The organism is Janthinobacterium sp. 344, assembly GCF_900112025.1.
In the GTDB taxonomy this organism is placed as follows: domain Bacteria; phylum Pseudomonadota; class Gammaproteobacteria; order Burkholderiales; family Burkholderiaceae_D; genus Janthinobacterium.
In genome coordinates, this window is the sequence record NZ_FOKL01000001.1 from 1,178,621 (window position 1) to 1,192,812 (window position 14,192).

The following is a 14,192-nucleotide window of genomic DNA, read 5'->3' on the forward strand; positions in this document are numbered from 1 at the left end:
GGCACGCTACACGGCGGCGCCGCTCCTGAGCAGCGCCTCGACGCCGTCGGGCGCCATGGCGCGGCCGAGGAAATAGCCGAACGCCTCGTCGCAGCCCATCTCGGCCAGCAGTTCCAGCTGCTGGCCATTTTCCACGCCGCCGGCGATAGTGCGCAGCTGCAGCGTGTGCGCCATGGCCACGATGGCGCGCACCATGGCGCCGTCGCCGCCGGGCGTGCCCAGGTCATCGACGAAACACTTTTCGATCTTCACGGCGTCCGTGGGAAAGCGCTTCAGGTAATTGAGCGAAGAGTCGCCCGTGCCGAAATCGCTGATGGCGATCGCGATGCCCAGCTGGCGGAACTGGCGCAGGATCAGCTCGCAATTCTGGTTGCTGTCGATCAGGATGGCGGCGGCGATTTCCAGTTCGATGCAGTGCCCGGGCACGCCGGCCGCCTCCAGCGCGGCGGCGAAATTGCGCACGATGTCGCGCTGGTAGAACTGGCGCGCCGACAGGCTGACGGAGACCGTCAGCGGCTGGCCTTGCGCGATCCAGCTGCGCGCCTGTTCCACGGCGGTGGCCAGCACCCAGGCGCCGACGGGCAGGATCAAGGCGCTTTCCTCCAGCACGTGCAGGAAATCGAGCGGCATCATCAGCCCCAGCTCCGGATGCTTCCAGCGCAGCAGCGCCTTCACGCCCGTGATGCTGCGCGTCTTCAGGTTCATGCGCGGCTGGTAGTACAGCACGAACTCGTTGCGCTCAAGCGCATGGCGCAGCGCCGTCTCGAGGATGGTGCGCGAATACGACTGCGTCTGCATGCGCGCCGCATAGCGCTGGCAGGTGCCGGGCGCGTGGCGCTTGGCCGCATACATGGCCAGGTCGGCTTTCTCGATCAGCGCGTTGACGTCGTCATCGTCGTCCGGATACAGGGCCACGCCCACGCTGGCCGCCACCGTCAGGCTGTATTCGCCGATGACGAAGGGCGCGCCGATGGCGCCAACGATTTTCTCGGCCACGCGCTCGGCATCCTGCGCCGTGCGCAGTTCCGTCAGCAGGATGATGAATTCATCGCCGCCCTGGCGCGCCACCGTGTCGACCTTGCGCACGCACTGCTGCACCCGCCGCGCGAACTCCGTCAGCACCTGGTCGCCCACGTCGTGTCCCAGGCTGTCGTTGATGGATTTGAAGCGGTCGATGTCGACGAACAGCACCGCCAGCAAGCCCTGGTGGCGGCGCGCGTAGGCGATGCCGTGCTCGAAGCGGATCTGGAAATGCAGGCGGTTCGGCAAGCCCGTCAGGCCATCGTGGTGGGCGATGAATTCCAGCTGCTGCTCGGCGCGCCGGCGCGCCGACACGTCGTGCAGCAGCAGCACCGCGCCGCCGTGCGACAGCGGCGCGCAGCTGTATTGCACGTCGATGCGTTTGCCGTCGAGATGGCGCAGCAGCACGGCGCCGCGCGCCACTTCCAGCACCTCCTGCTGCGCCACGCAATCGCGCACCTGGCGCGCCGCATCGACGGGCGTGCCATCATGGAACAGCGGCAGCAGCTGCGTCACGGGCTGGCCCAGGCCATCGTCGCCCAGCAGGCCGCCCATGGCGCTGGCGCGCGGATTCAGGTAGCGCACCACCCCATCGTGGTCCGTGCCGATGACGGCCGCCGGCAGCGCGTGCAGCAGGGCCAGCGCGTCCGCCATGCGCCGCGCCTGCGCCGCCTGCAGCAGCAGGCCGGCCGCATGGCGCAGGCGCCACGTGCGCGCCGCCTGCCACTGGCAGGCCAGCAGCACGCTGAGCACCACGGCCAGGCACAGGCACAGCAGCGCCAGCAGCGGCGCCGTCATGCGTCACCCGGCAGGCGGAAAGAACGGAACATGGTTTTCCTTTGCAACGCGCGCCATGCGGCCGGGCGCAGATACATGCGGAAAGGAAATAGTATAAGAATTCGGGCAACATAATTGACTGATGCGACGCCGCTTGACAGGTGTCAAGCGGCACGCCCGGCCGGCGTCAGGCCAGCGAAAGGCGCCGGCGAGGAGCACCATGGGCGGCGCCCGCCAGCGCGGCACCGGCGGGCGCCGCGTGCAGCTTGAAGATGCTGACGGCATCGGCCAAGCCGGCCGCCTGCTGCTGCAAGGCGTCGGCCGCGGCCGCGGCCTGTTCCACCAGGGCCGCGTTCTGCTGCGTCACGCCATCCATCTGGCTGATGGCGATGCTGATCTGTTCGATGCCGTCGCGCTGCTCCACGCTGGCCACGGCGATCTCGCCGATGATGGCGTTCACGCGCTGCACGCTGCCCACCACTTCCTCCATCGTGCGCCCCGCCTGGCCGGCCAGCACGCTGCCCTCTTCCACCGTGCGCACGGATTCGCCGATCAGCTGCTTGATTTCCATGGCCGCCGCGGCCGAGCGCTGCGCCAGGTTGCGCACCTCGCTGGCGACGACGGCGAAGCCGCGTCCCTGTTCGCCCGCGCGCGCCGCTTCCACGGCCGCGTTCAGGGCCAGGATATTCGTCTGGAAGGCGATGCCGTCGATGACGGCGATGATGTCGACGATGCGTTTCGACGAGGCATTGATATGCACCATCGTCCGCACGACCTGCGCCACGGCTTCGCCGCCGCGCTGCGCCACCTCGGCGGCGCCGCCGGCCAGCTGGCGCGCCTGGTCCGCGTTGTCGTTATTCTGCCGCACGGTGGAGGTCAGCTCGATCATCGAGGCGGCCGTCTCTTCCAGCGAACTGGCCTGCTCCTCCGTGCGCGACGACAGGTCCATGTTGCCGCTGGCGATTTCCGCCGACGCCGTGGCGATGGCGTCCGTGCCGGTGCGCACCCGGCCCACGATGGCGGCCAGGTTGCCGCTCATGGCTTTCAGGGCGCGCAGCAGTTCGCCGATTTCATCGCGGCCGCTGTCGGCCACCACGGCGCGCAAGTCGCCCGCCGCCACTTGCTGGGCGATGCCGACGGCGGCACCCAGGGGCCGCGTGATGCTGCGGATCAGCCACCAGACGGTGACGCTGCCGATGATCAATGTCACCAGCACGGTGGCCAGCATGGCGATGCTGGCACTGCGGTGCGCGGCCGCGTCCTCTTCCTTCATCTGCGCCATCAGGCTGTGCGACTGCTTGCCGATGGTGGCGACGATGGCGTCGATCTGGCGCGTCGGTTCGCGGTCCATGCCCTTGACCAGCGCATCGACGGCTTGCGCGCTGTCGGCGCGCGCGCCATCATATTTTTGCAGCGCCGCCAGGTAGCTCACGCCCAGCGCGTCGTGCGTCTGCATGGCTCGCGCCACGGGCGCCGTATCGAGCTGCAAGGCGGCCATCATGACTTGCAGGCTGGCCAGCTCCTTGCGCGTCTGCGCGCCGCTGGCGACAAACGCCTCGCGGTAGCGCTGGAAGGCGGCCGCATCGCCGCCGCGCAGCAGGATATTTTTCCACTCCTGCACCTGGATCTTGAATTCCACCTGCGCGCTGCGCGCCGCGTCGACCGCTTCCGTCAGGGCGACGGAACGCTGCATGGCCTCGCTGCCGCGCGCGCTGGCCGCGTCGAGGGCGCTCCAGCCGCGCACGCCGACGAACAGCAGCGCAAGAAAGAAGAAGGCGCCCAGCAGACCCAGGCGGACGGAGATTTTCAGATTCGCGAGTTGCATGTATTTCTCCCGGCGGCAAGAACAGGATGGCAACAAAGACGCCGCCCAATCTATCCAATTCTCACCGAATACAGAAATCATGCGGCGCGCCCCGTGAAAAACCAAGCGGCGCTTTCGCTAGAGAAACACTTTCAACATAGAAACAACAAATTACACGGAAAGGTTAACTGGTTGGCCATATTCCCATCGGCGCAGCATGGCCGCACCGGCAATCTTGCCGGCCCCGTCAGCGCGCTGCCGCAGCCGCTCCCGCGAACTCCGCGCGCAACAGCGGATACAAACGCCGGTAGCGCGCCAGGCGCTCGTCCAGCATGCCGGACGCCTGCGGCGCCACCGTTTCCAGCACGGCCGGGCGCGTGCACACCTGCGCGGGCGGCAAGCCCGTCACCGCCATCTGCGCCAGGCGCGCCGCGCCCAGGGTGCCGCCGGCCACGCCATGGTCGTGGCGCAGCACCTGCAAGCCCGAGGCATCCGCGCACAGCTGGGCCCAGAAGCGGCTGCGCGAGCCGCCGCCGACGAACGACGCTTCGCGCAGCTGCGTGCCGGCGCTGCGCAAGGCCGCATTGCCGTCGGCCATGGCAAAGGCCACGCCTTCCATCACGCTGTAGGCCAGTTCCGCGCGCCCGTGTTCCGTCGACAGGCCGAAGAACACGCCGCGCGCCGTGGCGTCGTTGTGCGGCGTGCGCTCGCCGCTCAGGTACGGCAGGAAGATCGGCGCCGTGCGCGCCTCGACGTTTTCCGCCAGGCGGACCAGTTCACCGATGTCGGACGACTGCGTCAGCCGCGCCACCCAACTGAGGCTGGACGCCGCGCTGAGGATCACGCTCATCTGGTGCCAGCGCTCGGGCAGGCAATGGCAGAACGCGTGCACGCCCTGGCCCGGATTCGGCGCGAAGCCGTCGCTGCCGGCGAACAGCACGCCGGACGTCCCCAGCGACAGCAGGCCGGCGCCCGGCTCCACCACGCCCAGGCCCACGGCGGCGGCCGCGTTGTCGCCCGCGCCACCGGCCAGCAGCACCGGATGCGCGATGCCCCATTCCTGGCACAGGGACGCTCGCACCTGCGCGGCGGCGGCGCTGCCTTCGACCAGGCGCGGCATGTGCTCGCGCGCGAGGCCCGTGGCCGCCAGCATGCGCTCGGACCAGTCGCGCCTGGCCACGTCCAGCCACAGCGTGCCGGAAGCGTCGGACATGTCGGACACATACTCGCCCGTCAGGCGCAGGGCCACGTAATCCTTGGGCAGCAGGACCTTGGCCGTGGCGCGGAACAGCGACGGCTCGTACTTTTGCAGCCACAGCAGCTTGGGCGCCGTGAAACCGGGCATGGCCTGGTTGCCCGTGATGGCGCGCGACTCGGGCACCAGGGCTTCCAGTTCCACGCATTCGGCAAAGGCGCGCGTGTCGTTCCACAACATCGCCGCGCGCAGCACATGCTGCTGCTTGTCGAGCAGGGTGGCGCCATGCATCTGGCCGGACAGGGCGATGCCGCGCAGGCCGGAAAACGCCAGCGGCTGGGCGGCGCGGATGGCGGCGATGACGTCCAGCGTGGCGTGCCACCAGTCTTCGGGATTCTGTTCCGACCAGCCGGGATGGGGGCTCGACACGCGCAGGGTCACGCCGGCGCTGGCGAGGATGGCTTGCGCGTCATCGGTGAGGATGGCCTTGACTTCGGAGGTGCCGATATCGATACCGAGATATGTCACGATGGTTCCATAAAGAAAAGTGAAAAACGGGCCGTCACGAAAACGACTCCGGCATGTTCGCCTGCAGGCAGGAGCGGAACTTCGATGGCGACATCTGCTTGTGGGCCAGGAACTGGCGGTTGAAATTGGACAGATTGTTAAAGCCGGGGCGGTAGCAGATATCGGTGACCTTCATGTCCGTGTTCATCAGCAGCTCGCAGGCCAGCGCGATGCGTTCCTGGTTGACGTAATGGATGAAGGAAGTGCCCGTGTGCTTGCGGAAGAAGCGCGTGAATTTCAGCGTGTTCATCTCCGCCACGTCGGCCACGTCCTGCTCGCAAAAATCCAGGGTGATGTTCTGCTTGATGTAGGCCAGCACCAGGTTGATGGTCGAGGACATGTAGCGGCCCGCCTGCGCCAGGTAGGTGACGCTGGCCAGCGGACGCCGCTCGCGGCAGTCGCACAGGTCGCCGAACAGGCGCGCAAACAGTTCCACCCGGCGCGGCCCCTGCGCCGTCGTCAGCTCGCGCAGCAGCGGCGCCAGGCGCAGGCCCAGGTCATCGGGAAACTGCAAGCCCCTGCCCGCCTCGCCCAGCAGGGTTTTCAACGGCGCCATTTCCGGGAACAGCAGCGCGCAGCGCTCGACGAAGTCGCTGGAAAACTGCAGCACCAGGTCGCGCGCGGGCAGCTGCACCCCTTCGGCCAGTTCGCTGACCCAGTTGTGCGGCAAGTTCGGTCCCGTCAGCACCAGGTTGCCGGGCGCATAACTGCCGATATGGTCGCCGACGAAGAACTTCCCCGTCGACGTGGTGATGATGTGCAGCTCGTACTCGGGATGAAAATGCCATTTCGCCACCGCGTGCGGATAGCCGTGCGCCCACGCGCGAAACGATTCGTGGATCGGTTTGTGGATCAGTTCCAGGTCAGGCGTCACGGCAGTTCCCTTGCACGGTCTCGATCACCTATTCTAACGACTTCAGGCCGCGGCCACTGCCAGCCCGCTGTCGGCGTCGAACAAGTGCATGTGTTCCTCGTCGAAGGCCAGCGCCAGCATCTGCCCCACCTGCGCCGCGCTGTTGGCCGCGTTCGCCGGCAGCAGGGCAGACAGGCTCAAGGCCCCGCACTGGAAGCTGATCAACGCCTCCGCGCCCAGCAGCTCGACCAGGTCGACCACGCACGCCAGGCCATGGCTGCCCGCCTGCGGCTCGCGCTGCGCGTGCGGCGTGGCGGCGCGCAAATGGTTGGGGCGCAGGCCGAAGACCACGCGCGCGCCTGCCGGCAAGCCCGCAAAGCGGGGCGAGACCAGGGGCCAGCGGTAGCCGGCGCACGCGAGCACCGTTTGCCCGCCCTCCTTTTCGATGACGCCGTCGATGAAGTTCATGGCAGGGGTGCCGATGAATCCTGCCGCGAACAGGGTGCGCGGGTGGTTGTACAGCTGCGCCGGCGTGCCGATCTGCTCGATATGCCCGCCCTTCATCAGCACCACCCGGTCGGCCAGGGTCATCGCTTCGAGCTGGTCGTGCGTGACGTACAGGGTGGTGGTGCGCAGGCGGCGGTGCAGGCGCTTGATGTCGGCGCGCAGCTGCGCGCGCAGCTTGGCGTCCAGGTTCGACAGCGGTTCGTCGAACAGGAACACCTGCGGCGTCTTGATCATGGCGCGGGCGATGGCAGTGCGCTGCTGCTGGCCGCCCGACATGGCGCGCGGCTTGCGCTCCAGCAGGGTATCCAGGCTGAGGATGGCCGCCACCTCGCGCACGCGGCGCTCGATTTCGTCATTCGGCACCTTCAGGCGGCGCAGGCCGAAGGCGATATTGTCGTACACCGTCATGTGCGGATACAGCGCGTAGTTCTGGAACACCATCGCCACGTTGCGCGCGCGCGGCGGCAGGTCGTTGACGATGGCGCCGCCGATATGCAGCTCGCCGCCGCTGATGTCTTCCAGTCCCGCGATCATGCGCAGCAGGGTCGATTTGCCGCAGCCCGATGGCCCCAGCAGGACGATGAATTCGCCGTCATCGATCTCCAGGTCGAACGGCTGCAGCACGGCCGTCTTCTGGTCATAGGTCTTGTGCAGCTGCCTGCAGGCGATGTTTGCCATGATTAGTCTCCTGTCAGTGCGATCTGGATCTTGACGTCGTGCGGATGGCCCTTGGCCGCTTCCTCGAACGCCTGCACGCCATCGGCAAAGCCGAAGGTGCGCGAAATGAAGGGCTGCACATCGATCTTGCCGGAGGCGAGCAAGGCGATCGCGCGGGGGAAGATGTTCGCGTAGCGGAACACGGACTCGATGCGCACCTCCTTGGCCTGGATGGCGACGATATCGAAGGGGACGTGCCCGGGCGGCATGCCGACCAGCACCAGGCAGCCATTCGGGCACAGCAAGTCGACGATGTTGTCATAGGCGCGCATGCTGCCGCTGGCTTCAAAAACGATGTCGGCGCCCCAGCCATCGGTGGCCTCGCGCACCGTGTCGGCCAGGCTGGCCTGGCGCACGTCGACCGTGGTGACGGCGGGATTGCCGGCGAAGAGGGCCAGTTTTTCCGGCACCAGGTCGGCCAGGATCACGTGCGAGCAGCCGCCCGCCAGCGCCGCCAGGGCGGTCATCGCGCCGATGGTGCCGGCGCCGATCACCACCGCCACGTCGCCGGGCTTGATGGCCGCCTTCTTGGCCGCCTGCAGGCCGATGGCCAGCGGTTCGACGATGGCGCCTTCGCCGAAGCTGACGTTATCGGGCAGCTTGAAGGTAAACGCGGCCGGATGCACGACATACGGCGTAAGGCAGCCGTGGATCGGCGGCGTGGCCCAGAAGCGCACGGCCGGGTCGAGGTTGTACAGGCCGCGCATGGTGGCCGGCGAGTCGAACTGCGGCACGCCCGGCTCCATGCAGACCCGGTCGCCCACTTGCAAATGCGTCACCTCATTCCCCACTTCCGCCACCACGCCGGAGGCCTCGTGACCGAGCACCATCGGCGCTTCGACGGCAAAGGGGCCGATCTTGCCATGTTTGAAGTAATGCACGTCGCTGCCGCAGATGCCGACAGTATGAATCTTGATCTTCACGTCGCGCGGGCCGACGACGAGCGGCACGTCGATGTCGCGCAAGGTGATTTTTTCCGCCTGTTCCAAAACGAGTGCTTGCATGATGAATTCCTTTTATTTGTGTTTGAGCATGGAGTTGAGCAGCCGTCCCAGGATGCCGACGAACAGCAGCGGCGGCAGCGCCAGCAGCACGGTGGAAGCGTTCACCACGCCCCACGGCACTTCCTGGCCCATCGAGGTAAACGCCGACGCCACCACGGGCAGGGTCATGCTTTTCGACGAGGTGAGCGCCAGCGCGATCATCAGTTCATTCCAGACCAGCACGAAGCTGAAGACGATGCCGCCCATCAGGGTCTTCGACGCCACCGGCAGGGCCACGTGCCAGAACACCTGGTACGGGCCGTAGCCGTCCAGCGCGGCCGCTTCCTCGATCTCTTTCGGGATGCGGGCAAAGGCGGGAATCGACAGCCAGATGATGGTCGACAAAGTGACCAGCAAATACGTCACCACCATCGACAGGCGCGAGTCGTACAGGCCCAGGTCGATCCAGATCGAGATCAGCGGAATGGCGACGGCCACGGGCGGCAGGAAGCGCAGCGAGAGCAGGAAGAACTGGATATCCTTCTTGGCCGGGATCGGATAGCGGGCGATCGCATACGCGGCCGGCACGCCCAGCACGGCGCCCAGCAACACGGCCACGCCGACGATGGCCACGCTGTTGCCCAGTCCCGTGAGTACCTCGGGGCTGGCCAGCACCTGCTGGTAGTTGGCCAGGGTCGGGCTGAAGAAAAAGCGCGGCACGGGCGTGACGATGTCCATCAGCTCCTTGAAGGAATTGAGCACGGCCCACAGGATGGGAAACAGCGCCACCAGGATAATCACGGTGGTGATGGCGGTGGTGGCGACGGCACCAAAACCGCGAGAGAGCGTCAGTTTTCCCATTTGGCGACCCGTTTCCAGAGAAGAGTGAAGATGACGGTGGTGGCCAGCATCATCAGCACGGCCATGCTCGATGCGTACGAGACCTTGCCCATCAGGCCGATGCCTTGCGCATACGCGTACATGTCCAGCGTTTCGGTGGAGATGCCGGGGCCGCCCTTGGTCATCACGTAGATCAGGTCGAACGAACGCAGCGACTCGACCATCTTGATGAACACGAGGCTCATGATGGGCACCTTCAGCATCGGCAGCGCAATGTAGGCATACACCTGCAGCGTGCTGGCGTAATCGAGGCGCGCCGCTTCCAGCGGTTCGGCGGGCAGGGTTTCCAGCAGCTTCAGGATGACGGCGCCGAAGAACAGGCCCCACTGCCAGATGTCGACCAGCGCCACCGCGTACAGGGCCGTGGCGGGGTCCGACAGCAGCGCCGTGCCGCCCAGGCCCACGCATTCGAGCAGCCAGTTCAAAATGCCCATCAGCGGCGAATACATGAACTTCCAGATGAAGGCGGCCGAGACGCGCGGCAGCAGCACGGGCACGATCAGGAGCAGCGCGATGACATCGCGCGTGCGGCCCTTGACCTTCTCGAACAGGAACACGGCCAGCAGCACGCCGACGAGCAGCGAGCCGGCCACGGTGACCACCTCCCAGATGGCCGACACCTGCACGGCATTGAGGAAGCGGCGGTCGCCGAACAGGCGGATAAAATTGGCCAGGCCCACATACTCGCTGTCGCTGTAGCGCAGCACGCGGTTTTGCAGGGCCAGGTTGATGGCGGCGATGCTGGGCACCAGGCCCAGGATCAGCAGGACCAGCAGCGGCAGCGTCAGAAAGACGGCCGGCAGCCAGGTGTGGCGTTTCTTGCGGATGGTATGCGGCATGGTCATGGCTTTCAAACGAGAACGGACAAGCGCTGGCGTTACCCCAAAAGCAAGAGCTGGGGTCAGACCCGTCGGGTCTGACCCCTGGTTTTAGCTGGTGGAGTCGTTGGCGATATGGGCTTATTTACGCTTGCTGGCCCGCTGCATCACTTCCGTGGCGTACTCGTTGGCTTCATCGAGCGCGCTCTGCACATCGCCGCGCGTGCCCGTAAACACCTCTTCCAGCACCACGCCCAGGTTGTCGCCGATGTCCGGCCACTCGGGGCTGGGCCAGATGGTGACGCGCGAGACGGGCGTGGTGTCCGTCAGGCCCGCCTGGATCTGCGGCTTGACGTGCTTGCGGAAGTAGTCGCTGTTGACGGTGCTGGTGCGGTTGTAGTCGCTGAAGACGTTGTCCTTCAGGCGCGCCTGTTCCTGCTCCTTGCCCGTGGCAAAGGCGATGAACTTGCCGGCAGCCTGGCGCGTGCATTCATCCCTGGCGCCCGTGGCGGAGATGGCCAGGCCATGGCCGTAGGCGGCCGACGCCAGCGGCGCCGGCGGACGCGCATAGCCGACCTTGTCGACCACCGAGGATTTCTTCGGGTCTTCCATCCAGTCGGCGAACGGCGTGGACTCGATCATGAAGGCCACCTTGCCCGACCTGAAGGCTTCGAGCGCATTGCTCCAGTCGTAGGTGGCGCCGCCCGGCGGCGAATACTTGAACAGGTCGCGGTACAGGGTGGTGGCCTTGACGGCCTGCGGCGAATTGAAGGTGGGCACGCCGTCCTTTTCCCACTTGCCGCCGGCGGCCAGCATGAACGGCGACCAGCGCCATACATTCATGCCCGAGCCGCGCTGGCCCCGCGCCGCCCAGCCGTACACATTCGGCGGGCTATTGAGTTTCTTGACGGCGGCGACCAGTTCGTCGAGCGTCTTCGGCACGGCGATGCCGGCTTTTTCCAGCAGGTCGCGGCGGTAGAACAGGAAATCGCTGCCGCCGATCAGGGGCGCGAAATACGCCACGCCCTTGTACGAGGCGACGGCGCGACGGCCCGGCAGGAAGTCGTCGTAGTCGGCTTCCTTGGGCAGGTATTTGAGCAGCGGGACGACCCAGCCGGCCGTGGCAAATTCGGCCACGTTGGCTTCGTCGATGTAATAGACCTGGTAGGAGCCGGCCTTGGTGGAGGCATCGAGGCGGGCTTTCGAGCGGCGATCGTTCTCGCCGAAATAGCTGATCTGCACCTTGGTGCCGCTTTTCTTTTCATACTCGGCGAGGGTCTTTTCCATCACCGTCAGGCCCAGGCTTTTTTGCGCCAGCACCTTGATTACGGGAACCGAGCAGCTTTGCGCCGCGGCGTCGGCCAAACCGGCGGACATGAGGGCGCCCCATGCAACAGCAGTCATGATTTTCATAACACGTCTCCATTTTTATAGTCCGGCGGTTTTCCACCGGTATGCCAACTATAAAAACAAAGACGGCGCGCCACCACTACAAAAGGCGCGGCTTTCTAAATACTTTTTTTCACTTCGCTGGTACGCATTTGCCGCGTCAATCCAGGCGAAAATCCCTGCGGTAGATATTCGTCTCCTTGCCGTCGGGCGGCAGGCGCGAGAAACGCTCGTAGCGCAGCCCCAGCTTGTTGAGCAGGTTGATCGACGCCTGGTTCTGCTGCGAGGTGATGCCGTACAGGGTGGGCAGGCGCAGCACGTGCTGCGCGTGCCGCACGATGGCGGCCGCCGCCTCCCAGGCATAGCCCTGGCCCCAGTGGGCGGGCCGCACGGCATAGCCGATATCGGGGCCGGGCAGGCTGTCGCGGCGCACCAGGCCGGCCATGCCGACGGGCGTGCCATCGCTGCGGCGTTCGATGATGTACAGGGAGTAGCCATGGGTGCGGAACTGCGCCATGGGCCCCGCTTCCAGCGCCGCGCGCGCCGCTTCCACGGTATGCAGATTGCGCTGCCCGATGTTGGCGATCCACGACGGGTCGTTCACCAGTTCCAGGTAGAAGGCCGCATCGTCCGGCGTCACGGTGCGCAGGCGCAGGCGCGGCGTCTCGCAGATGGTGATGGCGGCGCTCATGCGGGCCACTGCATCGGATCGGTCAGCAGCTGGTACATGACATAGGCGTCGACATAGCCCAGTTGCGCGTGTCGGTAAGCCAGCGGCAGCGTGCCGATGACGGTAAAACCCAGCTTCTTCCACAGGGTGACGGCAGCCAGGTTGGTGCTGACGACGAAGTTGAACTGCATCGCCAGGTAGCCCGCGCGGCGCGCTTCCTCCATGCAGTGCACGCCCAGCATGCGGCCCACGCCCACGCCCTGCGCGGCCGGGTCGACCATGAACGAGGCATTGGCCACGTGCGATCCATGGCCCGGCTGGTTCGCCACCAGCTTGTACATGCCCAGCAGGCGCTCCGTGCCCATCATGGCGACGTAGCTTTGCACGCCGGGACCGAACCAGTAGGCGTGGCATTCTTCGCGCGTGGTATCGGCGGGGAAGGGATACGTGTCGCCGCCGGCGACCAGGGTCTGGAAAATCGGCCACATGGCGTCGAAGTCGGATTCCAGGGCGGGACGGATGTCAATTTCTTTCAAGGTGAAGCTCCGGCAAACAAGTTAGGCTGATTGTCAGTGATTTGGGCAGGGCCGTCCAGCCGCACACGCGCGCCTGCGTCCGGACCTCAACGCCCGAGGCGGAAGTCCACGCTGCCGGGGCGTCCGGGCAAGTGCAGGCGCGATTGCGCGCGCGGCGCCTCGCTGACGATTTTCCCGCGCCGCAGCACCAGGCGCCGCGCCGCGCGCAGGCGCAGCGCTTCCACGGTACTGCCGCAATCGAGGATCAGCAAGTCCGCATGGCAGCCGGGCGCGATGCCATAGCCGTCCAGGCCCAGGATGGCCGCCGGCGTCTGCGTCACGGCCAGGAAGCAGTCGTGCATGGCTTGCTGGCCCGTCATCTGCGCCACGTGCAGTCCCATATGCGCCACTTCCAGCATGTCGCCCGAGCCCAGGCTGTACCATGGGTCCATCACGCAGTCGTGGCCAAAGGCGACGGGAATGCCGGCGGCCAGCATCTCGGGCACGCGCGTCATGCCGCGGCGCTTCGGATACGTGTCGTGCCGGCCCTGCAGGGTGATGTTGATGAGCGGATTGGCAATGGCCGCCACGCCCGCCTCGCGGATCAGCGGCAGCAGCTTGCTCACATAATAATTGTCCATCGAATGCATGGACGTCAGGTGCGATCCCGTCACCCTGCCCTGCATGCCAAGGCGCTGGCTGTGGAAGGCCAGGGTTTCGATGTGGCGCGACAGCGGGTCGTCCGATTCGTCGCAATGCATGTCCACCATCAAGCCCCGCTCGCAGGCGAATTCGCACAGCAGGCGCACGGATTCGGCGCCGTCAGACATGGTGCGCTCGAAATGCGGGATGCCGCCCACCACGTCGACGCCCATGGCGATCGCGCGTTTTAAATTATCGAAGGCGCCGGGACTGCGCAGGATGCCGTCCTGCGGGAAGGCCACCAGCTGCAGGTCGAGGTACGGCGCCACCTGGCGCTTCACGTCGAGCAGCGCTTCGACGGCCAGCAGGCGCGGGTCGCAGATATCTACGTGCGAGCGGATGGCCAGCAAGCCGCGCGCCACGGCCCAGTCGCAATACTGCAAGGCGCGTTCGATCAGCGCGTCCTGCGTCAGCTGCGGTTTCAGCTCGCCCCACAGCGCGATGCCTTCGAGCAGGGTGCCCGAGGCGTTGACGCGCGGCAGGCCGTAGCTGAGCGTGGCGTCCATGTGGAAGTGGGCGTCGACGAACGGCGGCGTGACCAGGTCGCCGGCCGCGTCGATTTCCTGCGCGCCCGTCACGGGCAAGGCGGGGCCCACGGCGGCGATGCGGCCGCCCGCGATGGCGATATCGATGGCGCGGCGCCCGTCGGGCAGGCTGGCATTGCGGATGACTAGGTCCATGCGGACACTCCTTCGGTTGGCGACTGTGTCTGGCGTTTCAGTTAATTGTTATTTTATATATTTCCCACGGATGTTGCAGTGCAAGAAACCAGCCA

The 14,192-nt window shown here is 66.3% G+C and carries 11 protein-coding genes and 1 pseudogene; all 12 read right to left on the minus strand.

Translation table 11 applies throughout. The annotated features are described in order from the left end of the window. Positions 1-6: 6 nt before the first annotated feature. The 12 genes and pseudogenes from BM193_RS05290 to BM193_RS05345 all read right to left on the minus strand — a co-directional run bounded on the left by BM193_RS05290 (position 7) and on the right by BM193_RS05345 (position 14,097). Entirely contained in the window at positions 7-1,818 is a 1,812-nt protein-coding gene (locus BM193_RS05290; protein WP_092795947.1) for a putative bifunctional diguanylate cyclase/phosphodiesterase, read from the minus strand. Between the two features lie 166 nt (positions 1,819-1,984). After that, complete coding sequence (locus BM193_RS05295; protein ID WP_092795949.1) at positions 1,985-3,622, minus strand: methyl-accepting chemotaxis protein; 1,638 nt, start codon at positions 3,620-3,622, stop codon at positions 1,985-1,987. A 226-nt stretch (positions 3,623-3,848) separates the two neighbouring features. Further along, positions 3,849-5,324 (minus strand): xylulokinase, encoded by a 1,476-nt coding sequence (gene xylB / locus BM193_RS05300; protein ID WP_092795951.1) that lies wholly within the window; start codon positions 5,322-5,324, stop codon positions 3,849-3,851. A 34-nt stretch (positions 5,325-5,358) separates the two neighbouring features. Then, positions 5,359-6,237: an AraC family transcriptional regulator gene (locus BM193_RS05305; protein WP_092832233.1), complete on the minus strand. Its 879-nt coding sequence runs from the start codon at positions 6,235-6,237 to the stop codon at positions 5,359-5,361. Positions 6,238-6,300: 63 nt separating this feature from the next. After that, positions 6,301-7,401, minus strand: a pseudogene (locus tag BM193_RS05310) (ABC transporter ATP-binding protein); the annotation flags it as partial. 2 nt (positions 7,402-7,403) lie between these two features. Continuing rightward, positions 7,404-8,444, minus strand: a complete 1,041-nt coding sequence (locus tag BM193_RS05315; RefSeq protein ID WP_092795955.1) for an NAD(P)-dependent alcohol dehydrogenase — start codon at positions 8,442-8,444, stop codon at positions 7,404-7,406. A 12-nt stretch (positions 8,445-8,456) separates the two neighbouring features. Further along, positions 8,457-9,284, minus strand: a complete 828-nt coding sequence (locus BM193_RS05320) for a carbohydrate ABC transporter permease (RefSeq protein WP_092795957.1) — start codon at positions 9,282-9,284, stop codon at positions 8,457-8,459. Continuing rightward, on the minus strand, positions 9,272-10,168 hold the full coding sequence (locus BM193_RS05325) for a carbohydrate ABC transporter permease (protein WP_217638412.1): 897 nt from the start codon (positions 10,166-10,168) through the stop codon (positions 9,272-9,274). The genes BM193_RS05320 and BM193_RS05325 overlap by 13 nt, the downstream gene beginning before the upstream one ends. A 114-nt stretch (positions 10,169-10,282) precedes the next feature. Further along, positions 10,283-11,518 (minus strand): ABC transporter substrate-binding protein, encoded by a 1,236-nt coding sequence (locus BM193_RS05330; protein ID WP_254785843.1) that lies wholly within the window; start codon positions 11,516-11,518, stop codon positions 10,283-10,285. A gap of 172 nt (positions 11,519-11,690) precedes the next feature. Further along, a complete protein-coding gene (locus BM193_RS05335; RefSeq protein ID WP_254785844.1) occupies positions 11,691-12,221 on the minus strand; it encodes a GNAT family N-acetyltransferase in 531 nt (176 codons plus the stop codon). Further along, positions 12,218-12,736 carry a GNAT family N-acetyltransferase gene (locus BM193_RS05340; protein ID WP_092795960.1) on the minus strand — a complete coding sequence of 173 codons (519 nt, stop codon included), beginning with the start codon at positions 12,734-12,736 and terminating at the stop codon, positions 12,218-12,220. The genes BM193_RS05335 and BM193_RS05340 overlap by 4 nt, the downstream gene beginning before the upstream one ends. 86 nt (positions 12,737-12,822) lie before the next feature. Beyond that, positions 12,823-14,097, minus strand: a complete 1,275-nt coding sequence (locus BM193_RS05345) for an amidohydrolase family protein (RefSeq protein ID WP_092795962.1) — start codon at positions 14,095-14,097, stop codon at positions 12,823-12,825. Positions 14,098-14,192: the final 95 nt, after the last annotated feature.

What these genes read in the sequence shown, in the direction of transcription:
- BM193_RS05290 (WP_092795947.1), bottom strand. Translation starts at nt 1,818, where the DNA reads ATGACGGCGCCGCTGCTGGCGCTGCTGTGCCTGTGCCTGGCCGTGGTG.
- BM193_RS05295 (WP_092795949.1), bottom strand. Translation starts at nt 3,622, where the DNA reads ATGCAACTCGCGAATCTGAAAATCTCCGTCCGCCTGGGTCTGCTGGGC.
- BM193_RS05315 (WP_092795955.1), bottom strand. Translation starts at nt 8,444, where the DNA reads ATGCAAGCACTCGTTTTGGAACAGGCGGAAAAAATCACCTTGCGCGAC.
- BM193_RS05320 (WP_092795957.1), bottom strand. Translation starts at nt 9,284, where the DNA reads ATGGGAAAACTGACGCTCTCTCGCGGTTTTGGTGCCGTCGCCACCACC.
- BM193_RS05325 (WP_217638412.1), bottom strand. Translation starts at nt 10,168, where the DNA reads ATGACCATGCCGCATACCATCCGCAAGAAACGCCACACCTGGCTGCCG.
- BM193_RS05330 (WP_254785843.1), bottom strand. Translation starts at nt 11,518, where the DNA reads ATGTCCGCCGGTTTGGCCGACGCCGCGGCGCAAAGCTGCTCGGTTCCC.
- BM193_RS05335 (WP_254785844.1), bottom strand. Translation starts at nt 12,221, where the DNA reads ATGAGCGCCGCCATCACCATCTGCGAGACGCCGCGCCTGCGCCTGCGC.
- BM193_RS05345 (WP_092795962.1), bottom strand. Translation starts at nt 14,097, where the DNA reads ATGGACCTAGTCATCCGCAATGCCAGCCTGCCCGACGGGCGCCGCGCC.